The sequence below is a fragment of the Paenibacillus bovis genome (genome assembly GCF_001421015.2).
GTDB lineage: Bacteria > Bacillota > Bacilli > Paenibacillales > Paenibacillaceae > Saccharibacillus > Saccharibacillus bovis.
Map to the genome: position 1 here is coordinate 1,077,995 of NZ_CP013023.1, position 25,176 is coordinate 1,103,170.

The 25,176-nt window shown below is 49.0% G+C and carries 18 protein-coding genes and 1 riboswitch; of the genes, 7 read left to right on the plus strand and 11 right to left on the minus strand.

The window, feature by feature from the left end:
- The first annotated feature begins 375 nt into the window (after positions 1-375).
- Positions 376-2,682, plus strand: a complete 2,307-nt coding sequence (locus AR543_RS04625) for a response regulator (RefSeq protein ID WP_060532233.1) — start codon at positions 376-378, stop codon at positions 2,680-2,682.
- Positions 2,683-2,955: 273 nt separating this feature from the next.
- On the opposite strand, the gene AR543_RS04630 is transcribed toward AR543_RS04625, so the two are convergent.
- From AR543_RS04630 to AR543_RS04650, 5 genes are all read right to left on the minus strand, one after another.
- Complete coding sequence (locus AR543_RS04630) at positions 2,956-3,834, minus strand: TatD family hydrolase (RefSeq protein WP_082472117.1); 879 nt, start codon at positions 3,832-3,834, stop codon at positions 2,956-2,958.
- A complete protein-coding gene (locus AR543_RS04635) occupies positions 3,831-4,685 on the minus strand; it encodes an ABC transporter ATP-binding protein (RefSeq protein ID WP_060532236.1) in 855 nt (284 codons plus the stop codon). The genes AR543_RS04630 and AR543_RS04635 overlap by 4 nt, the downstream gene beginning before the upstream one ends.
- A complete protein-coding gene (locus AR543_RS04640) occupies positions 4,678-5,472 on the minus strand; it encodes an ABC transporter permease (RefSeq protein WP_060532238.1) in 795 nt (264 codons plus the stop codon). The genes AR543_RS04635 and AR543_RS04640 overlap by 8 nt, the downstream gene beginning before the upstream one ends.
- Positions 5,472-5,762 carry an MTH1187 family thiamine-binding protein gene (locus tag AR543_RS04645; RefSeq protein ID WP_017814052.1) on the minus strand — a complete coding sequence of 97 codons (291 nt, stop codon included), beginning with the start codon at positions 5,760-5,762 and terminating at the stop codon, positions 5,472-5,474. Before AR543_RS04645 ends, AR543_RS04640 begins: the two co-directional genes overlap by 1 nt.
- A gap of 136 nt (positions 5,763-5,898) precedes the next feature.
- The gene (locus AR543_RS04650; RefSeq protein WP_060532240.1) at positions 5,899-6,939 is read right to left on the minus strand and encodes an ABC transporter substrate-binding protein; all 1,041 of its coding nucleotides are present in this window, start codon (positions 6,937-6,939) and stop codon (positions 5,899-5,901) included.
- A gap of 79 nt (positions 6,940-7,018) precedes the next feature.
- A riboswitch (TPP riboswitch) is annotated at positions 7,019-7,128 on the minus strand.
- Between the two features lie 215 nt (positions 7,129-7,343).
- On the opposite strand from AR543_RS04650, the gene AR543_RS04655 reads away from it, so the two are divergent.
- From AR543_RS04655 to AR543_RS04670, 4 genes are all read left to right on the plus strand, one after another.
- A complete protein-coding gene (locus AR543_RS04655) occupies positions 7,344-7,760 on the plus strand; it encodes a pyridoxamine 5'-phosphate oxidase family protein (RefSeq protein WP_060532242.1) in 417 nt (138 codons plus the stop codon).
- Between the two features lie 285 nt (positions 7,761-8,045).
- Positions 8,046-8,234 carry an aspartyl-phosphate phosphatase Spo0E family protein gene (locus AR543_RS04660; protein WP_060532244.1) on the plus strand — a complete coding sequence of 63 codons (189 nt, stop codon included), beginning with the start codon at positions 8,046-8,048 and terminating at the stop codon, positions 8,232-8,234.
- A gap of 394 nt (positions 8,235-8,628) precedes the next feature.
- Positions 8,629-10,917: a bifunctional 2',3'-cyclic-nucleotide 2'-phosphodiesterase/3'-nucleotidase gene (locus AR543_RS04665; protein ID WP_060532246.1), complete on the plus strand. Its 2,289-nt coding sequence runs from the start codon at positions 8,629-8,631 to the stop codon at positions 10,915-10,917.
- Between the two features lie 412 nt (positions 10,918-11,329).
- Positions 11,330-12,355 carry an EAL domain-containing protein gene (locus AR543_RS04670; protein WP_060532248.1) on the plus strand — a complete coding sequence of 342 codons (1,026 nt, stop codon included), beginning with the start codon at positions 11,330-11,332 and terminating at the stop codon, positions 12,353-12,355.
- 265 nt (positions 12,356-12,620) lie between these two features.
- Here AR543_RS04670 and AR543_RS04675 read toward each other — a convergent pair whose 3' ends face one another.
- From AR543_RS04675 to AR543_RS04685, 3 genes are all read right to left on the minus strand, one after another.
- Positions 12,621-13,775 (minus strand): mannitol-1-phosphate 5-dehydrogenase, encoded by a 1,155-nt coding sequence (locus AR543_RS04675; RefSeq protein WP_060532250.1) that lies wholly within the window; start codon positions 13,773-13,775, stop codon positions 12,621-12,623.
- 205 nt (positions 13,776-13,980) lie between these two features.
- Positions 13,981-15,954, minus strand: a complete 1,974-nt coding sequence (locus AR543_RS04680) for a PTS mannitol transporter subunit IICBA (RefSeq protein ID WP_060532252.1) — start codon at positions 15,952-15,954, stop codon at positions 13,981-13,983.
- Positions 15,951-18,077 carry a BglG family transcription antiterminator gene (locus tag AR543_RS04685; protein ID WP_060532254.1) on the minus strand — a complete coding sequence of 709 codons (2,127 nt, stop codon included), beginning with the start codon at positions 18,075-18,077 and terminating at the stop codon, positions 15,951-15,953. The genes AR543_RS04680 and AR543_RS04685 overlap by 4 nt, the downstream gene beginning before the upstream one ends.
- A gap of 525 nt (positions 18,078-18,602) precedes the next feature.
- Between AR543_RS04685 and AR543_RS04690 the strand changes: the two genes are divergently transcribed.
- A complete protein-coding gene (locus AR543_RS04690) occupies positions 18,603-19,271 on the plus strand; it encodes an SGNH/GDSL hydrolase family protein (RefSeq protein ID WP_174703727.1) in 669 nt (222 codons plus the stop codon).
- A gap of 289 nt (positions 19,272-19,560) precedes the next feature.
- Here the strand turns inward: AR543_RS04690 and AR543_RS04695 are convergent, their stop codons facing one another.
- Positions 19,561-20,502, minus strand: a complete 942-nt coding sequence (locus AR543_RS04695) for a cation diffusion facilitator family transporter (RefSeq protein WP_060532256.1) — start codon at positions 20,500-20,502, stop codon at positions 19,561-19,563.
- 379 nt (positions 20,503-20,881) lie between these two features.
- Complete coding sequence (locus AR543_RS04700) at positions 20,882-22,651, minus strand: alpha-glycosidase (RefSeq protein ID WP_060532258.1); 1,770 nt, start codon at positions 22,649-22,651, stop codon at positions 20,882-20,884.
- 349 nt (positions 22,652-23,000) lie between these two features.
- On the opposite strand from AR543_RS04700, the gene AR543_RS24870 reads away from it, so the two are divergent.
- A complete protein-coding gene (locus AR543_RS24870; protein ID WP_257790510.1) occupies positions 23,001-23,132 on the plus strand; it encodes a hypothetical protein in 132 nt (43 codons plus the stop codon).
- A gap of 90 nt (positions 23,133-23,222) precedes the next feature.
- On the opposite strand, the gene AR543_RS04705 is transcribed toward AR543_RS24870, so the two are convergent.
- Entirely contained in the window at positions 23,223-24,737 is a 1,515-nt protein-coding gene (locus AR543_RS04705) for a CoA transferase (RefSeq protein ID WP_082472119.1), read from the minus strand.
- Positions 24,738-25,176: the final 439 nt, after the last annotated feature.

A 25,176-nucleotide genomic window follows, 5' to 3' on the forward strand; every position in this document is an offset into this window, starting at 1 on the left:
GTATGTACGGGATTATCTGTAATGGATACCATTACACCCTTTACATGGTCATGAAGCATTCCAAATCGTATACCGGAATAAAGATAGTCGTCAAGCAAAAATCACTACAATTCATCTAACAATGCCCAGTCAGAATAGTAGATTCCAAACCTCGTATTACCGGATCATTTTTCTATTCCAGACATAAAATGTATTTTTGACTGTCTAAGTCTTTTATTTTACTTTCGTAAGCTAAATACAATCTGCTATTAAATGAAAATAAGTCCAAGTTTCTACAGACAAAGTACCAATGTTCACGTATCATTGAAAGTATACTCAGCCAGCTTTTTTGCTATAATCTTGCCTACATCACGAGAGAGGAAGAATGCAATATTTATGAATTATAAACATCAACAGATTATTGGATTTAGCTTTATGCTGATGCTGGCAATTCTATTCATTATTATAGAAGGTTTCTTTTTACAATATACGCTTATGTCCGAGCGATGGGTGATGACCGGTATACTCGCTATTTTATTGCTGCTATCCGGTATCGGAATCACGGTCTGGACTTTGCGCCGTACCACTGGACGACTCAAGCAGGTTACCCATGTTATCAATAATGTGGATTTTGATAACGTGCAGGATATTCCGCGCCTCCAGGTAGAGGGCGGCGATGAAGTATCCAATATCGCCGAGGCGTTTAATAAAATGTCGATTGCTCTGGAAGAGCATAATCGACAGGTACGGAAAACTTCGGAACAGATGCAGGATAATAACTGGGTACAGACCCAGCTAGCACAGATCGGCAACGTCTATCAGGGGATTAACAATACACCGGAGCTGGCGGAGAAATTGCTTGCCAGAATCGTTCCTTTGATGGAAGCCTCCTATGGATTGTTTTATTATGTGCATCCGGATACCAAGGGAGACCAGTTCCATTTGGAATATTCATACGGCGCCCATGGCAATATGACGGGAACTATCCATGAATTTGGACCGGGTCAGGGATTGATTGGACGTGCAGCCGTGGAACAGAAAACACAGCTGCTGACAGCAAATGAAGATTATCCGATCCGTATTCAGACGGGATTTGGTCATATTGTGCCCCGGCAGATTGTAGTTACCCCGATTGTTTTTGAGGGTCGTACGATAGCGGTACTGGAGCTTGGAGCAGCGATTGAATTCGCTCCGCGTTACTGTCAGCTGATCGAGCAGATCTGTGTAGGCTTCGGAGCGATCATCAGCAATATCGAGAAGCGGATGCAGGTGGATGAACTGCTGCGCAATACCCGGATACTCAACCAGGAGCTGCAGGCGCAGCAGGAAGAGCTGCAATCCCAGCAGGAGGAGCTTCAAGTACAACAGGAAGAATTGCAGGCGACCAATGAGCAGCTGCGGGAACGTACAAATTTTGCGGAGACCAAAGCGCATGAATTGGAAACAACTCGTCAGGAACTGGAATTGTACGCCGAACAGCTTAAGCTCAGCTCCAGCTACAAAACGGAATTTCTCGCAAATATGTCTCATGAACTGCGTACACCAATGAACAGTATTCTGATTCTGTCCCAGCTGGTTGCCGAAAGCACTCCACGGGATCATGAGGATGAAATGCCTGGATACGGTAATATTATTCACCGATCGGCACAGGATCTGCTGGCATTGATCGATGATATTCTGGATCTGTCCAAGGTGGAGGCAGGTATGGTCGAGGTGCAGCGGGAGCTGATTTCTATTCATGATATTCCGGAAGTAATGGGCTATAACTTTAACAAGCTGGCCGAGCAGAAGAATCTGCAATTCTGGACGGAAGTAGATACCGATGCACCGCCGACCTTTTATACCGATGGCAAAAGACTGCAGCAGATTCTCAAAAATCTGCTTTCCAATGCGTTCAAGTTTACGAGTGAGGGCAAGATTAGCTTGCGGATTGCTCCGGCAGAGAAAGTTCCGCTGCCTGAAGGTTACAGACTGCCAGAAAAGATGGATCATATGCTCGCCATCTCGGTAAAAGATACCGGGATCGGTATTGCGCCGGACAAGCAGCAGGTCGTTTTTGAAGCATTCCGTCAGGCGGAAGGCGCCCGGACCGACCGTGACTATGGCGGAACCGGACTCGGATTATCGATCTGCCGCGAATTCTCAAGGCTGCTGGGTGGTTTTATTACGGTCGAGAGTGAGGTAGGCCGCGGAAGTACATTTACCCTGTATATTCCTTCACTGCCGGAAGACTTTGCACCGGACAGCCCGGAGACTGCTTTATCGTCTCCTGCCAGTCTGCCGGAAGAGCTGGATATGCTCAAAGGCAAAAAAATCCTGGTGGTGGATGACGATTTCCGTAATATTTTTGCTTTGGAAGGGGCTCTCAAATCCAAAGGCATGAACGTAATAAGTGCCTATAACGGCAAGGAAGCCCTGGAAATGCTGGAGCAGGGTCAGCCGGATCTGGTCCTGATGGATATTATGATGCCTGTAATGGATGGTTATGTGACGATGGAGAATATCCGCCGACAATCACAGTGGGCAGAACTGCCGATTATTGCGTTGACCGCCAAAGCGATGAAGGATGATCGGCAGCGCTGTCTGCAAGCCGGAGCATCCGATTACCTTAGCAAACCGCTGCAGATGGAGCAGTTGTTCTCCATGCTGCTCGTATGGCTGAGTCCTGCAGCATCCGTCAAAGGTGATGATTACAAAGCTTGATATCGTTTGGTTAAGCTATCCGTAGTGATCAACTGGTATACTCATGCTTATCAGCATATGATACAGGTCGAATAATCAGTAAAGGATTTGCGAGTACAGGCTGTCGTCAACTGTATCGCAAGATTCGGTACACGGGTCGTGTATTGCTGATTATTTGATCCCATGACTGCCAATACAATCAGAAAAGCCTGATCTGGCTGAAGAAGAATTTCCTTCTTGCCGATCAGGCTTTTTGTGATTGTGAGTCTTCGACATACTAAAGTGCCATCCCTATCACCCGTTAAGTTGATAAAAATTACAGGTATTGGCATACAGAATCTGACGGGCTTCGTACTCGCTTAGCCCTTGAATCGCAGCCCATTCCCGGCAGACATCTGCGGTCATGCGCGGATGAGTAGACTGCCCGGTAAATGGACCCTCAAAAGGCCACGGCCCATCCGTCTCGGCCATAACCAGCTCACGGGGATACAGGGCAGCCAGTTCACGGATCTCCGGTTCATAGGCAATATCCGGGGTGAATGAGATATGGTATCCATGCTGCGCCATTCGTTTGACCGTGGCTGCAGAGCCCTTGAACCAGTGGAAATGGGCTCGCCGGATGCGGTACTCTTCCAGCAGTTGGCATACCGTATCGGCATCCTCATAGACCGCATGGAGTACAACCGGTTTGTCATGCTTGGCGGCAAGCTGCAGATACTGTTCCAGCAGCTGAATATATCCGGCTTCATCCAGTTTCTCTTCACGCGCAGCCAGCTCCTGTCGCAGATAGTAAGGCAGTCCGATCTCGCCTACAGCTACCAACTGGTTCATCCGTGATTCTATCCATTCCAGCAGCTCGCTGGTCTGCTGCCGGGAAGGAAGAGGCTGCTCGGGATGATAGCCATAAGCAGGGTACACCAGACCCGGATATTGCCGGGACAGCAGCTCGATCCGCTGGCAGGAATCCTTGTTCATCGAGACCGCGATTATCGATTCGACCTGATGATTCGGCAGACTCTGCATCATCTGACGAATAGCATCATCGTCATATTGATCCAGATGAATATGGCTATCGATAGACGGGATGGAGGGTGATTTCTCCTGCAGTTTGGATAACGAGGCAGCAGAGACAGAGGACGTTGAAGAATGCAGAACATCGTATTCGCTCATCATCCGTTCAGCTCCGCTCGCAGCGCTTCAGTCAATTGTCTGCGCAGCGCGATAAATTCCGGCGTATCCACCAGCTCTTCACGCCGCGGTCTTGGAAAAGGCACTGAGACTTTTTGGATCACATGAGCCGGGCGGCTGGATAATACATAGATCGTATCGGACAGCAGCAGCGCTTCTTCGATATGATGCGTAATAAAAACGACCGACCGCCGATTCTCTTCCCAGATGCGCAGCAGCCAAGCCTGCATCTCGCTGCGGGTAAAAGCATCCAGCGCGCTGAACGGCTCATCCAGACAAAGCAGCGATTGCGGTCCAAGCAGTGCTCGCAAAAAAGCGACCCGCTGCTGCATACCGCCGGACAGAGTACGTGGATAGGCACGGGCGAATCCGCCCAATCCTACTTTGTCCAGCCAGGTCCGGGCAAGAGCGAGCGATTCCTGACGCGGCATACCGGCAGTCTCGCGGGCGAGGATTACATTCTTTTCAATCGTACGCCAGGGCAGCAGAGCCGGCTGCTGGGGCATATAACCGGCTTTGCCCTGCAGGCCATTGATCCGCTGGCCCTGCAGCACAATATCTCCCTGATCCGGCAGCAGCACCCCGCCAATCATCTGCAGCAGGGTACTTTTCCCCGAACCCGAAGGGCCAATTACCGAGACAAATTCACCTTCATGTACAGTCAGCGATATATTTTCCATGACCTGCAGCTGTTGTTTGCCCTGGGCAAAAGCTTTGCTGATATTCCGTAGCTCCAGAAAAGGTCTGGCATTCCCATTCTCTGCGAAAGGAGAAGCGGTGGCAGCTGCATCTCTTTCTGTAGCAGTTGCCGCCGGAGGATATGTGGAATCAGGCACGGTCGATTCCTCCTTTACTATTGGAAGTACTGTCATTCTGCCAGCGTACACACCATTTCTCCAGCAGCACGATCAGCGAGAACATGATCAGGCTAAAAGCAATCACAATCATAATCGCAACAAACATGCGGTCGGTACGAAAAGCAGACTGCTGAAGCAGCATATAATAACCAAGCCCTTCACTGCTGCTGATCCATTCAGCAATAATCGCCCCCATAATGCTGTAGGTAGCGGCAATTTTCAGTCCCGAGAAGACAGCCGGCAGACTGTAAGGCAGCTCCAGCTTCCAGAAAATCTGTCCACGCGTGGCTCCAATCATTTGCATATAATTCATCATCACCCGGTCGGTACCGGCGAGTCCGCCCAGTGCTGCCACCGTGATTGGGAAAAAGCACACCAGTACAATAACGATAAGCTTGGACAACAGTCCAAAACCGAACCAGATAATCAGCAGTGGTCCGAGTGCGATCAGCGGTATATTTTGACTCAGAATCAGCAGCGGATACAGTGCACGGCGCAGAAAAGGAATATAATGCAGCACACCGGCGACGATCAGCCCGGTCGCCGCTCCAATGCCAAATCCAGATAGCGTCAACTTCAGCGTGGCCCACGTATGCCCGAGCAGACTGGTGTAACTTTTCTCGGCTTCCTGGGCGATACGGGCGGGACTTGGCAGAATCCAGTCTTCAATCTGGAAAAAGCAAGTGGCGAGCTGCCACATGACCAGCAACAAAACGACCGCCCCAAAGGGCGGCCATATGCCTTTCCACCATGCTCTAATGGACATTAGCGGTATTTCTCCGTTAGTCCGTCCATGCTGATGCCGGATGGATTATGCGCGATTTTGATCTGGGAAATGATACTCGGGCTGCCCTTTTCCACCAGCGCCTCATGCATCTTCTGTACAACTTCCAATAGCTGTGGAAGCTCGCCTTCCAGCGTCGTTTCCAGTGGGTGCACTTCATATTTCAGTCCGGAAGCCTGAATCACCTCGATAGCGGCATCCACGTAATCATAGGAATTTTCATTGTTGGGTGTTTTGGGAATAACCTGAATGCTCAGTAGAGTCGTAGCCATCATGATAACCTCCTGGGTAAATGAATTGGGTGAAAAATAAGATTGGTTGTCTTCGATAAAATCGACAGGATCAATCATAAAGACGAGCAGTGAGCGGTCTATTATTCATCGGTCACGCCGGGAATAACTCGGAAGCTTACTGGGTACCGGCAGCCGGCAGATAGTCATTGGTGAATGCTTTGGAAGCGTCCAGTTTGGCATCGAGCAGACCCTGCTTATACATCCAGTCGGCATACCCGGACCAAATCTCTGGCTTTTGCATTCCCCACTGTTTGGCATCGTCCTGATACTTGGGAGACAGCCACTTCTGGCTTGCTTTGACCAGTTCAGGATCGAGATCAGGTACAGCCTTGATCAGAATATCAGCGGCTTTGTCCGGGTTGGCGATGGCGTATTCATATCCTTTGGCTGTTGCCGCTATAAAAGCTTTGACCAGTTCCGGGTCCTGCTGGATCTGCTTTTCGTTGGTCACAATAATCGGCGTATAATAATCGAGATTCGGCGAATAATCTTTTACATACATCATGTTCAGCGGTTCACCGCGCAGCTCGGCTTCGACACCGGTCCAGCCGTAGAAGATCCAGGCAAAGTCGATGCCTTTCTTGACCGCTGTAAAAAAGTCCGCATCTCCGATATTCACACTTTTGACTTTGCTGACATCACCGCCGTCGGTCGTCATGATTGATTTCATCACGGCTTCCTCGACCGGTGAGCCCCAGGCTCCGTAAGACTTGCCTTCCATATCCTTGGGCGTTTTGATGTTACGGTCTACCGGTGAAGCAAAGCCCGAACTGTTGTGCTGAATCACAGCGGCTAGCGAGACGAGCGGTACACCCTGCACGCGTGCCTGGGTCACGCTTTCCTGATAGCTGATACCAAACGGAACTTTACCGGAAGCAACCATTGTATCGGCGCCGCCCTGTCCCGGTGTGATAATTTCTACATTTAATCCGGCTTCCTTGTAGTAGCCCATCTGCTGAGCCACATAGAGACCGGTATGGTTCGTGTTCGGTGTCCAGTCCAGCACGACCTGTACATCCTTGAGAGTACTGCCGTTTGCTCCTTCGGCGCTCTGGCTGTTATCGGCCGGACTGCTTCCTTTGCCTCCGCATCCTGCAGTGATGAGCAGCAGGCATACCGCCAGCAGCGGCAGAAGCTTGTTCCAGTGTTTGTTCATTTCTCTACCCCTTCTTCCTCTGTATATAAAAAAAGCGCCCCGGATCGGGACGACATAGGTGCATATCGTATGAGGACACATACAATGCTTGATTCGCTTCCTACGCTGGCATTATCCAGATCAGGTATAAGGGTCTGTATTGATCGAATACACTCTCAGCCGGCTAGCCCAGCTCCCCCAGATCGTATGCGCTTTTTCTAGGTGTAATTATAGACGAGAGCCTGCCTGCTGTCCAGCAAGTGAGGCATCCGGGGAACGATAGGATAAGCGGTGAAGGTTCAGCTTGCTGCTGACCGGGTAAGTATCCATACAGGCACTCAAAGTTAAGTACTATCTAAAATTCAGCGCCTTGTTATCAGGGTGTATTGAATAATCCAAGTCCATATCGCGGAAGGAGCTTGATCATGAGTCAAACATCAGTTGAACAATCTATCGTCAAAGCACTGGAAGAAAACCGTTTTTGTGCATTCGGCACAGTGGAGAACAATAAACCAAAGGTACGCTATATGGCGGTATATAATGAAGGATTGAATATTCATCTGGCTACCGACCGCAAAACGCAAAAAGTGGATGAGCTGGAACAGAATCCGAATTGCTATCTGCTGCTCGGTTACGAAAAAGGCGGCAATAACGAAGTAATCGAAATCGAGGCAACCTGCGCTGTATCGACAAATGATGAACTGAAGCAGCGTGTCTGGAAGGATGAATTCAAAAATTGGTTCTCCGGACCGGATGATCCCGATTATGTAGTACTGGATATTACCCCACAAACGATTGAATATACCGACAAAGAAGGTCAGAAACAGACCTGGAACGGCTAAACGCCTTTCGTTTGTCGATACGGATACGATTCGCTTAACAAGAATTTCAGGATAGCGATGTAAAATCCGGTGACGAATTTTGTAAAATGCGCAGGCAGACTACAGAATCGGACACCGGATTTTTTGTCATTTTTTGTTTCCAATAAAAGGATAAAATAGGGACTGTAGGAACTTGATCAAACCCCTGATTTTGGGGTATAAACAATGTATTACTACAAATTTTATCTATTTCAAATATAAGGCAATGCGAGAAGTGAAAGGGGTAATCTACAGGAGGTGCTTTCCTTGGACCTGAAAAAGATCGAACAGCAGATTGAACAGGAACGCCGCATACTGAATCAAATGGCAGAAGAGCATGGAATCCGTGATCACCGGGTGATCGATCAATCCGAGCAGCTGGACCGAATTCTTGACTCTTATTTGCAGCATAAACACCGCAAAGGTGACCAGGCTGCTACAGGCTGGAGTCAATAAGGATATACAAAATCCTGTGTACCGGAATAAAGAGTAGTTAAACTGTAGCCGGGCAAAGCTGGATTTGGATAAAAAATCGCAAAAATAACTGACGTATATATGTAATATATACGTCTTTTTTGTAACTATTTTTACAAAAAATTAAAAATTGGATCAAATATCCCTTCAAATATGTCAGTCTATAGTATAAAATTCTCTCATGCAGCTATATACTTCGCTCTTTTATGCGTCTGCACTCCCATATCGAACTGTAATATGTAACGAGTAGCGCAAATCCGTATACAGATTTCATACCGGCTTTACATATTTTTTATACATAGGTGAGTGTAAGCGTTTATATTGAATGAATCAGAGAACGTATACGTGCTGAATATACTCGGGAGGGGTTTTAATTTTGAAACTGGGGAAAAAGACACTCAAGAAAACAGTAGCGGCGATTGCAGCGCTGCAGCTGTTTGGCATCACGGCTGTACCGGTATTTGCAGCGGATACGACTGCATCAGGTGCAACGGTCAAGCTTCGCCTCATGGAAACGACGGATATTCACACCAATATTATGAACTATGATTACTATTCGGATAAACCGACAGATGAGTATGGTTACGACAAGACCGCTACATTGATCCGGGCAGCTCGTGCAGAAGCACCCAACAGCGTACTGGTGGATAACGGTGACCTGATCCAGGGTACGCCGCTGGCTGACTATGTCGCCAAAGTAAAACCGCTTAAAGAAGGCGAAGTACATCCTGTCTACAAAGCTATGAACCAATTTGGCTACGATGTCGGCAACTTTGGGAACCACGAGTTCAACTATGGTCTCGATTTCCTCAAGACTGCGATCGAAGGAGCCAATTTCCCTTATATTAATGCCAATATCTATGTCGATGACGGCACAGGCAAAGGCGAGAAAAACTACTTTACTCCTTACAAAATCCTCGATAAGGAAGTAACCGACGAGCAGGGCGCCAAGCACACGATCAAAGTCGGCGTAATCGGCTTTGTACCGCCGCAAATCATGCAGTGGGACAGTGCCAACCTGGCAGGTAAAGTAGTAGCCAAAGATATTATCGAAACCGCCAAAAAATTCGTTCCGCAAATGAAAGCGGAGGGAGCGGACATCATTGTTGCAGTTCCGCACTCCGGCTTTGAAGATATTCCGCAAACCGAACTGATGGAGAACTCTGTCCTGTATCTGAGCCAGGTGCCGGATATTGACGCAATCATGTTCGGTCATGCGCACAAAGTATTCCCGAGCGCAGACTTTGCAGGCAAAACAGGCGTTGATCTGGAAAAAGGTACTATTAATGGCGTACCTTCCGTAGAGCCGGGATTCTGGGGAGATCACCTCGGAATCATCGATCTGCAGCTCACGCAAAAAGGCGAGGATTGGGAAGTAACCGACTCCAAAGTCGAAGCACGTCCCATTTATGATGCCAAAGCCAAAAAAGCACTGGTAGAAGCCGATCAAAGCGTTGTGGATGCGGTCTACCACGAGCATGAAGAGACGCTGGAATATGTACGTGGTCCGGTAGGCAAAACGACTTCCCGTATTACCAGCTATTTTGCGCTGGTGCAGGATGACCCGTCCATCCAGATCGTAACCAATGCACAAAAATGGTATTTGGAGCAAAAGCTGCAGGGAACCGATTATGAGAAACTGCCTATTCTGTCTGCAGGGGCTCCATTCAAGGCAGGCGGACGCTCCGGCCCGAACTACTACACGGATATTGCCACAGGAACGATTGCGATCAAAAACGTATCCGACCTGTATGTGTATCCAAACACCGTCTACGCCGTTAAGGTAAACGGCGCAGAAGTGAAAAACTGGCTGGAATGGTCTGCAGGGCAATTCAACCAGATCGATCCATCCAAGTCCGGCGACCAGCCGCTGATCAACATGGACTTCCCGACGTACAACTTTGACGTGATCGATGGTGTAACCTATCAGATCGACGTGACCCAGCCGCAGAAATACGATGCCAAAGGTACCGTAGTCAATGAATCCGCGAACCGGATCATCAACTTGCAGTACAACGGCAAGCCGATCGATCCAAAACAGGAATTTATCGTAGCAACGAATAACTACCGTGCTTCGGCGTCCAAGCTGGCGAATCCGGACGGCAAACGCATCGTTCTGGCTTCCCCGGATGAGAACCGTCAGGTAATCATCGACTATATCCGCGAGAACGGCACCATCAATCCGACAGCCGACGGCAACTGGTCTCTGGCTCCAATCAAGGGCAATGCCAAAGTAACCTTTACGTCTTCACCAAAAGCACAGGATGCCCTGAAAGCAGCACCATCTCTGGCTGCAGGTAGCACCAGTGAGCCGATTGCCTACGCAGGTGAAGGTGCAGACGGATTTGCCAGTTATACAATTGACCTGTCCAAAGCAGCCGCACCGGCAGCAGGCACCAAGCCAGTAGCACCAGCCAAGGACAAACCGGCTGCTCCTGCAACCAAACCAGTACCGGCCAAACCAACTGCTCCTGCCAAGCCAGTGAAGCCGGTTAAGCCAGCTCCGGCAGCAGATGGAGATACGTACACAATCCAAAAAGGCGATAACCTTTACCGCATTAGTATCAAATACGGTGTGACCTGGCAGGAACTTGCCAAGTACAACAAAATCACAGATCCTACCCGTCTGCAGGTAGGCGATGTACTGGAGATTCCGGCCAGCTAATTTTATGAATACAGATTAATGGCAAGTGGATCTATGACAAAACAGACTGCCGGAACATTTCCGGTGGTCTGTTTTTACGTTTATCTACAAGTTAAAGCTTTAGAGAATAGGCAGATGAAATGATTCATTTACGCATAATAATAGAGAATTTAAATTAATTTTAATTTATGGCTAAATACCTGTTACAAAAGTACTATAATTGGGTATATACACATGTTGTATCATTCTTACGCACTATGTCGCTTATTTTATTCACCTATTTACTCCAGTAAAATAATATCTTATCCAAATCGGTAAACTTCTCGGAAAGAGTAAAGAAATAGTATTACGATCCGGATTCTACCAACCGATATATATAGGGATTAAAAACGTGAACACCCGCATAATGTATTTTAGTAACAGGAGGACCTCCATGAATTGTAGCGGATGCAGTTTTATTCAACCGATTGAAGATCAAGGTACGGTGTCTTTGCGCCCGCTTTCTCCTTCTCTTGAGCAGTTAATCAGACAGCAGGCTTATGACATTTATATAGTAGAAGATATTGGCTCCATCTCATACTACTCCAGAGAGCAGATGCTGGATATTCTGCACTGGGTCAGAGCGCTTCCGAGTGAGCAGGGCAGTGATCTGTCTATCGGTATTCTGGGAACCGATAATATTGGCGGTGAGCCGTCATGGTTCCCTTTATCGACGCTGATTACACGCCTGCAGCACCACGATATTGTCGAGATTATTCGGCAAAAGCAGTTTACCAGCCATATGCAGCCGATTGTAGATGAGCAGGAGCAGATCATGGCGTATGAATTTCTGCTGCGTCCGATACCGGATGGACCGGGATTTCAGCCTTATAAGCTGTTCGAAGTCGCCCATCGTACCGGTCTGCATTCCTTTTTGGATCGTGCAGCGCGAATCTCGGCGATTGAGACCAGTGCGCTTCATCTGCCAGCCGGCGTGAAGCGGTTTATTAACTTTTTGCCATCATCGATTTATAATCCGCAATACTGTCTTAGCCATACGTTTGCAGCGATTGAGCGTCTAAAGCTTGATCCGCAGGATTTTGTTTTTGAAGTGGTGGAGACCGAGAATATTATGGAGATGCCCAAGCTGCAGGATATTTTTGATGTGTACCGCAGCAATGGAATCAACGTAGCCCTCGATGATGTCGGTTCCGGCTACTCTCTGCCCGAGCTGATCGGCAAGCTCAAGCCCGATTATGTCAAAATCGACCGTGGTCTGATCGACGGTTGCGACCGGGACGAGCAAAAGCAGCGGGATATCCGCAATATCGCCGAACGCACCTGGGATATCGGCAGCCGCGTACTGGCAGAAGGTATCGAGCGGCGCGAGGAATTTGATTTCTGCCGCAGTATTGGTATCAATCTGGCACAGGGCTATTTGTTCGGCAAGCCGGCAGAGCGTCCGTTTGCGGTGCTTTAACTTTAATTGTATATGTAAAAAAAGAAGCCCCTACATGCGTAGGGGCTTTTGTTCTGTTCATCGAATAATAATCGGATGCATGTACTGCATTAAATCCTATAACATCACGACTCTCCAAGCACGTAGCGGAGAAAAGAGAATTCTGCCAGCGACCGACATTTAAGCAAGAAAATCAACCGTTTCAGATGGTAATTCGGATTTTCCTGCTTAACCGGAGGGAGTGGCAGAATCTCCTTTCAGAGCGATAGCCGCTTATCCGTCTAACTCAAGCTTTCAGGCTTTTGAATTTCTCGTAAGCAGCCATAATTTTGTTATAGTCTTCGCTATCCTTGGCAAAGCCAGTTACATCACTCACTACAGGACCCACGCCTTCTGCCTGGATACGTGCCTGCAGTTCGGCAGACTGTGGATCGTTATTGTTGTCGTACAGGAAAGCGGCGGCTGCACCCTGCAGCAGGTGATCACGACCCAATCCCAGCTCCGCCGCCATATTGGCAGGACCGATCAGACGATCAGCCGGACCCAGCTTGCGCAGTGGCTCACGGCCGACACGGATGACTTCATCACGGATATATGGGTTTTTGAAACGAGTCTCGATTTTATCGATGTATTTCGCATGCTCGGCAGCATCGAATTCGTATTTTTTCACCAGGGCTGCGCCGCTTTCTTCCATGGCCGGACGGGCAATGGAGCGTACGGATTCATCCTGGATACTCTGGTCGATCGTCTCGATTCCTTTCAGGAAACCCAGGTAGGCAGTGATCGCATGACCGGTATTCAGCGTGAACAGCTTGCGTTGTACATAAGCGACCAGATTGTCGGTCAGCTTCATGCCGTCGATCTCCGGAGTGCCGCCTTTGAGCTTCGGCTCTTCCACGATCCATTCGTGGAACGCTTCTACGCCCACATCCAGCAGATTCTCACCCTGGAAAGGAGGCACGATACGGTCTACGGAACAGTTGGCAAATCCTACATGTTCACGTGCATAGGCTTTGCCTTCTTCGGACAGATGACTCTCCACCTGCTCCTGCAGATGGCTGGTCGCGCCTACCATGTTCTCACAGGCGATCACATTCAGCGGACCTGCACCGGCAGCACGGCGAGCTTCAATGCCCTGTGCAATGGTAGGAGCGATGAATTTGAGCACATTCGGGCCGACAGCCGTTGTGATGATCTCGGCACTGGCGATCTCGTCAATGATTTCCGGGCCATTGGACATGCAGCCGGAGACATTGGTAATCGTCTCTACGCTTTTTTCCAGATCGAGGATATGGATTTGGTAGCTCTTTTTCTCGTTGAGTTCCTGGATCATCTGTTCGTTTACATCTGCGAATACAACGTGGTAACCAGCATTGGCCAGCAATGCTCCGATAAATCCGCGACCGATATTACCTGCACCAAACTGAATAGCTTTTTTCATAACTTGCACCTCCGTAAGTATAGGCTTGCTGCCAGTTTGCAGCAAGATTCAGATAGCCGGATATTGGCTTTCAATCATCATGGGCAAAAGGGCAGCAGCCGTAAATAGATGCCCGTACACACATCGTCTACGGGCAGGAATATGGATAAACAGGTTAAATCAGCAGCTGATTCGCTGCTGATTTAACCATGAGAAGCTTGTTTGATTAGATAGAGAACGTACGATAGATTTCGTTGGCATCTGTTACTTTGGCCAGATGATGAACGACAGATTCGTCTTCGATCGTCTCGGCAATCTTGGTCAGGATCTGCAGATGCTCACCGCCCGCACCGGCAATACCGATAACCAGATACGCTTTGCCGCCTTCGAATTCAACGCCATTCGGATACTGGAGAACAACGATACCGGATGTTTGAATTTGTTTCTTCGCTTCGCCGACACCGTGAGGAATAGCGACACCGTTACCAATATAAGTGGAAGCAACTTTCTCACGCTCGTGCATAGCAGCGATATAATCAGGCTTCACATAACCGGAAGCGGCGAGTAACTCACCCGCTCTGCGGATCGCGTCTTCTTTCGGTTCGCTGGCGAGACCGAGTACGATGTTTTCTTTGCGCAGTACACCGGAACCGGAAGTTGGTACGCCATCCTTCGTATCTTCTACCACATGCGGAGCATTGTGACTCAGTACTTCACTCACTTCTTTTTTAACGCCAGCAGCTTCATCAGGAATGGAAGAGCCTGCATTACCTGCGGCAGCGTCTTTGAGCTTGGTGATCATTTCATCATAGATCGGATTATTGATAAAGTTGTCGATCGATACATGCTGTGCATTAGGCGCTTTGCCGCGTGCACGGCTGGTCAGGTTCTGCTGGGTTACGACGATATCGGCATCCCCAGGGATCGCGTCAACCGCAGAGTTGGTTACCTGAATCGGCAGACCGGCTTGCTGTACTTTCTTGCGGAAAGAAGAAGCACCCATGGCGCTTGAACCCATACCTGCATCACAGGCAAATACGATTTTGCGAACTTCACCGGTTTGCAGATCAGCAGAAGTCGTCAGGGCTGGACCGGCATTGCCGCCGGATTTCATGTTTTTGGAAGCGGATTGTGCTTTTTCCAGATCGCCTTCACCTGCAGGAGATCTACGCAGTACAAGAGCAGAGAACAGAAACGATACAAGTGTAGCAGCAACTACGCCAGCCAGTACTTGAAGATGCTCGCCTTTTGGAGCCAGACCGAGAATGGCAATAATGCTACCAGGCGAAGCAGCGCCTGTGAGACCGTTTTGCAGAACTACGTTGGTGAATACACCAGCCATACCACCGAGAATAACGGAGATGAACAGCAGTGGTCTCATCAGAACATATGGGAAGTAGATTTCATGGATACCACCTACAAACTGGATCAAAATGGCACCCGGCGCAGATGCTTTAATGCTGCCTTTAGCGAAAATCCAGTACGCAAGCAATACACCCAGACCAGGACCAGGGTTGGCTTCCAGCAGGTAGAAGATGGATTTGCCATCTACCAGCTGCTGCTGTGCACCGAGTGGTGTGAAGATACCATGGTTGATTGCGTTGTTCAGGAACAGGATTTTACCAGGCTCTACAAAGATGGATACGAGTGGCAGCAAACCATGGTTAACCAGGAAGTTTACGCCAACTGTCAGGATATGCGTAAATACTTCAACGAGTGGTGCGATGCCTACATAGCCGAGAAGGGCGAGCAACATACCAATAATACCGGCAGAGAAGTTATTAACGAGCATTTCAAAACCGGATTTGATTTTACCTTCGATCATTCTGTCGAATTGTTTGATTACCCAACCACCGAGTGGACCCATAATCATGGCACCAATCAGCATTGGAATATCGGCACCAACGATGGTACCCATTGCAGCGATGGCACCAAGCACACCACCACGATGATCATGAACCAGCTTACCACCGCTATAAGCGATGAGCAGCGGAAGCAGGTAAGTGATCATTGGACTTACCAGTTCATTAAAATTGGCATTAGGCAGGTAGCCTGTTGGAATAAACAGGGCAGTCAACAGACCCCAGGCGATAAATGCGCCGATATTTGGCATGATCATGGCGCTCAGGAAACGTCCGAATGCCTGGACGCGGTCTCTGGCGCTTTTTTTCTCGCGAGCAGAAGCATTTACAGTGCTCATAATTGTTCGACCTCCATCATATATTGTTCTATTTTGCGTGTGTACAGATCTTTCATCATGCTGGAGATCTCTGCCTGAAGTCCGGCAGGGGGATCGGAGACCAGCCGGGTAACAAAGCCGGGACGGTCGATCAGCGATTTACTGACTTCGTTTACGGCTTCAAGATAGGCTTTGCTGCTGTCCCTCGGGGCAAGCAGCACGATAGCGGCATACAGTTCGGTTGGACTGCTAACTGCCGAGATTGGTTCGCTGAACCGGATAATGCCGAGGAACAGCTTGTTTACTACACTGGATCGGCAGTGAAGCAGGATCAGTCCGTCCTGTGACAGTACCGTCTCGCCCATACGTTCACGTTCATGCAGCTCCTGTTCCAGAATGCTGGAGCGTTCGGCGGAAGCGGTAAACATACCGGCGATCCGGTGGATCAGATCAGAGACAGAGGAGACCGGGAATTGATCCTTGATCACCAGCCCGGCTGTCAGATCGAGAATACCGGTCAGTGTTTCTTTATGATTGCCGAGTGTATCGGTCAGGCGTGTAGCCGGATCGGCAGCTACCGAATCCATATGACTATGCTCTGCGCTCACTTCCAGCCGGGAGACAGCACTGCGGATATCGCGGATATCTTCCGGTGAGAGCAGGGGAGAGACACGAACAGTCGGCAGCTGGCTGTCGACTTCGACGGTAGAGATAATAATATCTGCCCGGTTCTCCAGCTTGACGGCTTCTGCGGAAGAGACTACATCAATAATCTGCAGGGACGGGAATTCCCGCTTGACCCTGATCGAAAGCAGGCTGGATGTTCCCAGTCCGCTTGCGCAGGCGATAATTGCTTTGACCGGCTTGCGCTGGGCGGCTGCGTATTCGGACATGGCGCCGATATGCATGGCCAGATAGCCAATTTCGGCCTCCGGCACTTCCCGGTGAGTGAATTCACCGAGCAGCCGGGAGCATTTGCGCGCAATCTCAAAAGTCGGCCCGTACTGCTCTTTGATCTGAGTCAGCAGTGGATTGCGAATATCGAGTCCCAGACGGAGCCGCTCAATTGCCGGACCGAGATGGTTGATAAATCCGGCGAACAGTTTGCTGTTGCCTTTGAGTTCAAATCCGGTCTCGGACTCGGCCATTTTGAGAATATCCCGCGCCAGCTTGACCAGTTCAAAGCTGACATGCTCGTAATACGGGTCTGATTCGGCATTGAGGCGAGTCTCGGCTCCTTTGAGATGCATGGTGATATAACCCATTTCATCTTCAGGAATCGCAATGTCAAAAGATTGCTCCAGACGTTCCGCCAGTTTACGAGCCGTCTGGAATTCACTGAGCTGCTTGAGCTCATCCAGGATACGGGGCGCGATTACAATGCGCTGTCCGCGCCGGATGCGCTCAATCGCCAGTGCCAGATGTACAGTCAGACCGATGTATGCGCTATCGGTCAGCTTGATACGGGTATCTCGTTCCAGATCGCTGAGATACTGCTGGAGCTGGTCCATCATTCCGTCATCGACCAGATTCAACAATCGATTGCGAATATGGAACTGGACACGTCCGGCTTCTTCATCGACAGCCAGTGGCTCGCGTACCAGATGATTCAGCTGGTATTCATCGACACTCTCGTATAACAGATGAATCAATGCAGAGCGGATATGACTCTCGGTGCCTTCGACATAGATGCCAAGCCCCGGTTTGCGAACCAGTGTAATGCCAAAAGAGGACAACCACTGTTCAATTCGGTCGAGATCATTACTCAGTGTGCCTTCCGTTACTTTGAACTGGGATGCAAACGAATATAGTTTAATCGGTTCTTTGGACAGGAGAAGCTCGCTGATAATGAAGTAATGCCGTTCTTCGCGGGTATAGTCTTTCCGGGGTGTCTGTTCTTCCAGTTCACGCTGTGTACTGGCAAAGTCGGATTCACTGCCTTCCAGGGCAAGTCCCGTACCCGGTTTGCGAAGCAGCTTCAGCTTGTGCTTGCGCAGCCACTCTTCGGCAGCCGGCAATTCACGCTTGACCGTTTTCTCACTCACATCCAGATGATCTGATAGGTCACGGATTGTAATATACTCTCCATGGGAACCGACCAGAAACTGCAGCATCATCGTGAGCCGTGCGGTCAGCTTCTCCAAAATCGACAGCCTCCTCTCCAAATTCCGATTGAAAACGATATCATGAAAGCGGTGTGAGAAAATAGAACTAGTTGTTATACTTAAAAGTTTAAGCTTCTGAGGGGTGGAGATCAACGGAAAGATGCCTTGATTTGTCCTTTATCCATAAGGGACAAAGGTAAAGAAAGAACAGAAATGGGTATGTCACCAGATAGGAAAAGTTCCTTTTTCGTAACAAAGAGGAGGTCTGGAAATAACCGTTTCTTGTAGGTCATCCAGATCATTATTGGTTGGTAGGATGCGACAAATAGTGACAAAAGGAACACTGGAAAATAAATTTCAGATGGATAATGCCAGCATATTGCACACTGATTACTTCATCCATTAAACCGGAACAAAACTTGTCTAAACATTTTTAGGGTAAGTAAAAGATATAAATATCCGGCAACCATGAAAATAGGCAACAGATAGGAGAATAGAGGCTAGTACCGAATATATTTTATGAAGCAGATCAGGAAAATACGTTGCAGAAAGGGGATAGAATAGGTGAACAAAAATCAGATACATAATCAGCAGCGAGTTTTGTTTCAGGGGGATTCGATTACGGATGGTAATCGTGGACGTGACGCCGATCCCAATCATATTATGGGCCATGGTTATGCATTCTGGATTGCGGCTGAATTGGGACATGCGATGGCACCAACCCAGCCGGAATTCCTGAATCGGGGGATCAGCGGTAATCGTATTACCGATCTGCAGGCTCGCTGGAACGAAGATACCCTCCAGCTGCAGCCGGATATCATCAGTATCCTGATTGGTGTTAATGATATCCTGATGTCGATAATGAAGCCGGGAGGCTTCGATAAAATAGCGTATGAAAACGTCTATCGTCATCTATTGCAGCATACGCAGTCAGAGCTGCCGGAAGTTCAATGGATACTATGCGAGCCGTTCATTTTGCGAGGCGGACATACCGATGCAGATTGGGGCGGCTGGCAAGCGGCGGCAGCAGACTGCGCGGCAGTGGTACGGAGACTGGCAAAGGAATTCAATGCCGTCTTCGTCCCGTTGCAGGATGTTTTTGACGATGCCTGTGCAGTAGCGCCTGCTTCGTACTGGATATGGGATGGTATCCATCCAACAACTGCCGGTCACGGGCTGCTGGCGAAGCGATGGCTGGAGGTCGTCCAGAACAGTCCGGCTCGAATTGGCTAAAAGAAACTGCAATTTGCTTGCAAAGAACAACCTCCGTGGGCGTAATCATCTGCTGTATGGTTAGCCGGAATATTGATTTCACACAAAATGCCTTGCTGTCAGTCCTGGACAACGGACTGGCGGCAAGACATTTTATTAAGGCTTTTATTTTATGTTTTTTTACTTTATATAGAAGCAAAAGATTGTGGAGAAGGAAAATAACAAGCACTTTTCAGGAACGATGAGCAGGAACAGGTATAGCTATCACCGTTCCAGACAGAACGGCAGGATATTGCGTCGTTTCAGGCCGTTACAGCGGTTTTCTGGAATCGAATTCCACGGTTACTTCATGCTCCGGTTCCTCGCCGGCATACCATGGGTTCAGGTGGACGAGAACTTCGGTGACTTGTGTATCCGCAGTCATGATATTTTTCTTCATGACTCGTGAGATATCATGTCCCTGCTGGATCGTTAGTGTCGCGTCTACGCCGATTCGCACATCGACTACAATATATTGACCATGCTCACGGGCACGGATACGGTCGATTCGTTTGACTTCCGGCATATTTTTGAGCACAGCAGCATAGGCTTCGATCTTCTCGGGATGAACCGCTTTCTCCATCAGGATATCGATAGAGTCGCGTCCGGTCTCATAAGCCAGTTTGAGAATCAGCAGGGCGACGATCATACCGGCGAGCGGATCACCATACGAGAGCAACGACCAGCCGTACGCTTCACCAATCAGACCCAGACCGATACCGGCACAGGCAGCTGCCGAGGCATATACGTCTGCCAGATGATCCTGTGCTGTCGCGATTAGGCCTTTGCTGTTGGTCTCGCGTCCGATCCGCATCGTGTATACATACAGTACCAATTTCCAGACCAGAGAAATAAATGCGGCGATCAGCGCAATAATATGCGGCTGTGAAGGTGGCTCGAACAGCAGCATAAACGAATGATAACCGATGTATAACGCCGCAATCAGCAGGATACCGGCTACTACGCTGGCTCCGACGACCTCGGCTTTGCCGTGACCATACGGATGGTCTTCATCGGGCGGCATGGACGAGATGCGCATGGAGCCGAGCGCTGTCGCCGAAGCGATCACATCGCCTGCATTATGAATACCGTCCGCAATCAATACCTGACTGTTGAACAGTACACCGACGATCAGCTTGAGCAGGGTCAGGATAATATTACTGACCAGACTGGCCCAGGCTGCAAGCATGGATGAATTAAGAGTTCTACTCATTACTATGGCCTCCTGCAATCTATATCATGCCAGAATAATATCGGCATATCAGCATAGGGATAACATAACAAGCTTGTTTATTATGTAAACGAAATGATTCAACTGTAATCGGCAGCATTCCTGCCTATCAATCCCTGCCATTCAGCAGAATGAGACACAGCAGTGAACGTCCCCAACAACATGGGGAGAAATGGCACGAAGTATTAATATAGCACAAATCCACCGTTTAACCAAGAGAATTAACCGGGCGAATGTACACAGGAAAAGCGCCTCGTCTGCGGACAGAAGAGGCGCTTGCTGACAGGATACGCAGTCGTCTAGTTGATAGACAAATGGATGATCTGTCAGTGTGTATAGGTTACTCATGGCAGTAGATTACTCAGCCGGTTTGCTGTGGCTTTTTGTCCTTGTCCAGACAGCGCAGCACCTGGTATCCATAGGCAGGAAGCTGGTATTTCAGAATACCGCCTTCCAGCTCCACTTCGCGATTTTCCAGCACATCTTCCCAGTGTGTTCCTTTGATATCAATCTCAATATCGATTGGTTCACTGGAGCTGTTGAGCGCAATAATGAATTTCTCCTGCTCATCAAATCGTTCGTAGACCAGCTCGTTGCTGCCCTTGCGGGAATGCAGGAAACGGAATGTACCCTGACGGAGCGCCGGATACTGCTTGCGCATAGCGATGATCTGCTGGTAGTAGGCGAACAGCTCGCGATCCTGTTCTTCTTTTTCCCAGACCATGCAGCGGCGGCAATCCGGATCGCCTTCGCCTTCCATTCCGATCTCGTCTCCATAATAGATACAAGGGGCCCCGGTAAAGGTCATCTGGAACAGCGCGGCCAGCTTGAGACGGTTTTTGTCACCGCCTGCGACAGTCAGTGCGCGCGGCGTATCATGGCTGTCGATCAGGTTAAAGGCTACTTCCGCCACCTGACGCGGATAGCGGGACATCTGGTTGCCGATCGCATGGGAGAACGTCTGCGCATCGGTTACATCTTTAATGAAGAAATCGGTCACGGCATTTTTGAAAGGATAGTTCATCACCGAGTCGAATTGGTCGCCCTGCAGCCATGGAATCGATTCGTGCCAGATCTCGCCGAGGATATAAATATCCGGATTGATATTTTTCAGGGTCAGGCGGAATTCACGCCAGAACTGGTGATCCACCTCGTCCGCTACATCCAGACGCCAGCCGTCGATACCGTATTCTTCCGCCCAATAACGGGCTACGCCGAGCAGGTATTCTTTAACTTCCGGATTCTCGGTATTCAGCTTGGGCATCAGCGGCTCAAAGTCAAACGTATCGTACGTTGGAATTCCGTCTTCGACTGCCAGCGGGAATTTGCGTACATGGAACCAGTCTTTGTACTTGGAATTTTCGCCTTTTTCCTGTACATCGACGAAGGGAGCAAACGTTTTGCCGGAATGGTTGAATACCGCATCGAACATCACGCGGATGCCTTTGCTGTGGCAGGTGTTGACGAGCTTTTTGAGCGTTTCTTCGTCGCCAAAGCTCGGGTCGATCTTCATATAATCTTCGGTATCGTATTTATGGTTGGTGGTCGCTTTGAAAATAGGGCACAGATAGATCGCGTTCACGCCCAGCTCGGTCAGATGGTCCAGATGATCGATAATGCCCTGCAGATCACCGCCAAAGAAATTGTTCCACTCCGGCTTGCCGCCCCATGGCAGCGTGCCTTCCGGATCGTTGGACGTATCGCCATTGGCAAAGCGCTCCGGGAAAATCTGATAAAACACAGCGTCTTTTACCCATTCCGGCGTAGTGAATACATCGACCGGATTGATGAAAGGAATATCAAACAGACGATCCATCTGCGGTTCTTCCGCGCCAAATTTGTCTTCATCCATCCAGATTTCTTCCTGGTCATCCGCCAACTTGAAACCATACTTGAGACGACGGTATGGCGGCTTAACGGCACATTCCCAGTAATCGAACAGATCATCGGTAGCGAAAATACTCATCGGTACCAATTCTTTGGATTTTTCCCACATGTACTTGTCACCGGCGATTGCCCAGGCCTGCTTGACGTCCTGCTTTTTCGTGCGCAGACGCAGATGGATCGTCTCGCGGTCGTACGGATAACCCCAGTTCAATTTTGGACGGTGATAGACGGCTTCGATCAGCATGTATGTTCCTCCTGTAATTGTTATGTAAAGGCTAACGATTTTTACCCCGAAAGGTTAGAGTGGAACCATAATCTGGTATCTCTTTTGAGCAGGGTTATCCAAATCTTAAAAATGTGGAAAGGATGGTTCTTTTATTGCGGCTTTCTGCTTGATAGTTGCTGTTTGCCTGTCTATAAATGGAGTGTATATCTTTATGGCTTTGTTCAATCGTTCTATTTACAATATAGGTAGCTGTTTGTATCAAGATTATTATACATATATGGTATGATCAAATGAAAAAGAAGTTTCTTATAACAAGGATATACTTGCCGAGTTGAAATATATTATCTATAAATATCCTGAAATAATATTGATCTATACTCCAGATCTGCTGGCATCCGGTACCTACAGTATTACCGTATCTTCCGGTTCTGCTGCAATGAAAGGCCAATTGAAAGTTCATATTGATACAGATATAAAGAAACTGCAAGCAGCCAGTTGAAATCCAATCCAATGCCTGAATAAAACACAAAAAAGGAGAATTGATCCGGCTCCAAGCCAGATCGATTCTCCTTTACTTATTCCATACTATTTATTCCAGCCATTCCGGAGGACATGATCCTCTGGGTACCAGCACGGTCCGGTACTCGCCCGGTGTCTCGGACATATGCACCTGATCCGTCACGCCCTGATAATGTCCGCATACCGTATCTGCGGTAAACAACTCCGGATCAAGATAAAGATGCTCTTCGGATGATCCCGCCGTCCGGTGAGCGAACTCTTTATCAAACAATCCCATCGACATCAGCCATAGCGATACCCGGCTCAGGGAAATATGCACCCGGTAGCTGCTGCCTTCCTCGGCGCGGCGTGCCAGTGCAGCCATTGCTCCGGCAGCAGCCAGCCATGAGATGATGTAGTCATTCACGACCAGAATCGCAGGCAGCTGCGGCTTGTCCGGCGTTCCTTCCAGACACATTACGCCGGTCAGTGTACCGGCTGTCTGGTCGAATCCGATCCGGTCTGCCCATGGGCCTTCATTGCCACCGAGCGATACCGAGACATGAATAATACCCGGACGTACAGCAGCCGCTTGTTCGGGACTCAGACCAAAGCGCTCCAGATACGTAGGGCGACGATTGGCAAAGAAAATATCCGCGTCGCGCAGCAGCTCCTGCATTTTGGCCTGGCCCTGTTCATCTGCCACCTCCAGCGTCGAAGAGCGCATGCCCACATTGGCAGTGTAATAGGTCGTATCTACTTCCCAATCACCCGGACGCCAAATATTCAGTACATCCGCTCCATGCAGTGCGAGTGCACGTCCGACTCCTGAACCTGCGATGACATGACCCATACCGAGCGCACGTATGCCTTCAAGAGGAGAAGAGGCGCCGGTAGACAACGGTTCGGGATCACTCTCGCCAATCTTCTCAATCTCGATCAGCGGCTGGGCGGCGATCACATCGGATACCGGATCGCTCAGGAACTCTTCGACTGTGCGTGCGACAGGCATGACGATCCCGGCGCGACGTCCGGCTTCCTCCAGTTCGGCAGAATCCCACTGGGCAATGGCTGCAGCTACCGCTTCCGGCGTGTCCGGGCAATTCAGCAGTTTGAGTGTATTGATTTTCAGCTTTGGATACGGCTCCAGCGGCATTACCCATTTGCCATCCTTTGTCTGGTAAAAGTCGAATTTCAGTGCCTGACTTGGATCGGAAGGACTGGCTGGCGAATAGCCGTTCAACTTTTCCCATTTCCGATCATAAAAAGGAGAAAGACGATGCAGAATCTGGCGCAGATCGAGCGAAATATCCTGCCCTTTGCCACCGCGCATTCGCCATAGCTTGGCAGCAGCAACCGATTTGGCGACCATGCCGATACCTGCCGAACTGGCCAGGCGCAGTACGCTCGGTACAATAGGATCTTTGCCGGTAAAAGTAATCTGGCCGCCGCTGTCGGCTGCGGATAATCCCATACTGTTCAGCAGCTGTTCCAGTTCATGATGAATATCAAACTCTGTATGATCCGCGCGATTCTGTTCGGCCTGACGGATTTTTTCTTTTAACTGAGCTGCCGTTTCGGTGTTATTCGTATGTTGGGATATCATAGGGTTCACTCCGTTTCCAAGATAGTGTAAAAGTATGACACGGTGGAATGGCATACGTAGCAGGATTCATCGTAATCGTATGAACTCATTGTAGGCTCTAAGATTAGTAGCGTCGGGCTTAGTAGCATTCACTCCAGAAAGGAATAAGAGCACGTCCTCCGATTAAGCCTGGAGATCCTTTAATGGTGGGAAGGAATGAGGATCTCCAGGCTTAAAGGTCGTCCTTTGCTCTTATTTCCTTTCCTGCGTTTCGTCTAAGGATATCTTTGTTAATTATCTACATCATTCCAATAGAAACTAACAATTAAATAATGAAGGAATTAAGAATTGAGAAGTACAGTGATATAGAAATTTCAATAGCACGATGATTGAAAATAGAAAGGAATGATATATTTAGGAACTTAAAGTGCTTAGAAAATCACAAATCTTCGATAAGTAA

Coding starts and splice junctions, on each gene's coding strand:
- AR543_RS04625 (WP_060532233.1), top strand. CDS start 376: ATGAATTATAAACATCAACAGATTATTGGATTTAGCTTTATGCTGATG.
- AR543_RS04630 (WP_082472117.1), bottom strand. CDS start 3,834: ATGATGAGCGAATACGATGTTCTGCATTCTTCAACGTCCTCTGTCTCT.
- AR543_RS04640 (WP_060532238.1), bottom strand. CDS start 5,472: ATGTCCATTAGAGCATGGTGGAAAGGCATATGGCCGCCCTTTGGGGCG.
- AR543_RS04645 (WP_017814052.1), bottom strand. CDS start 5,762: ATGGCTACGACTCTACTGAGCATTCAGGTTATTCCCAAAACACCCAAC.
- AR543_RS04650 (WP_060532240.1), bottom strand. CDS start 6,939: ATGAACAAACACTGGAACAAGCTTCTGCCGCTGCTGGCGGTATGCCTG.
- AR543_RS04655 (WP_060532242.1), top strand. CDS start 7,344: ATGAGTCAAACATCAGTTGAACAATCTATCGTCAAAGCACTGGAAGAA.
- AR543_RS04670 (WP_060532248.1), top strand. CDS start 11,330: ATGAATTGTAGCGGATGCAGTTTTATTCAACCGATTGAAGATCAAGGT.
- AR543_RS04675 (WP_060532250.1), bottom strand. CDS start 13,775: ATGAAAAAAGCTATTCAGTTTGGTGCAGGTAATATCGGTCGCGGATTT.
- AR543_RS04680 (WP_060532252.1), bottom strand. CDS start 15,954: ATGAGCACTGTAAATGCTTCTGCTCGCGAGAAAAAAAGCGCCAGAGAC.
- AR543_RS04695 (WP_060532256.1), bottom strand. CDS start 20,502: ATGAGTAGAACTCTTAATTCATCCATGCTTGCAGCCTGGGCCAGTCTG.
- AR543_RS04700 (WP_060532258.1), bottom strand. CDS start 22,651: ATGCTGATCGAAGCCGTCTATCACCGTCCAAAATTGAACTGGGGTTAT.
- AR543_RS04705 (WP_082472119.1), bottom strand. CDS start 24,737: ATGATATCCCAACATACGAATAACACCGAAACGGCAGCTCAGTTAAAA.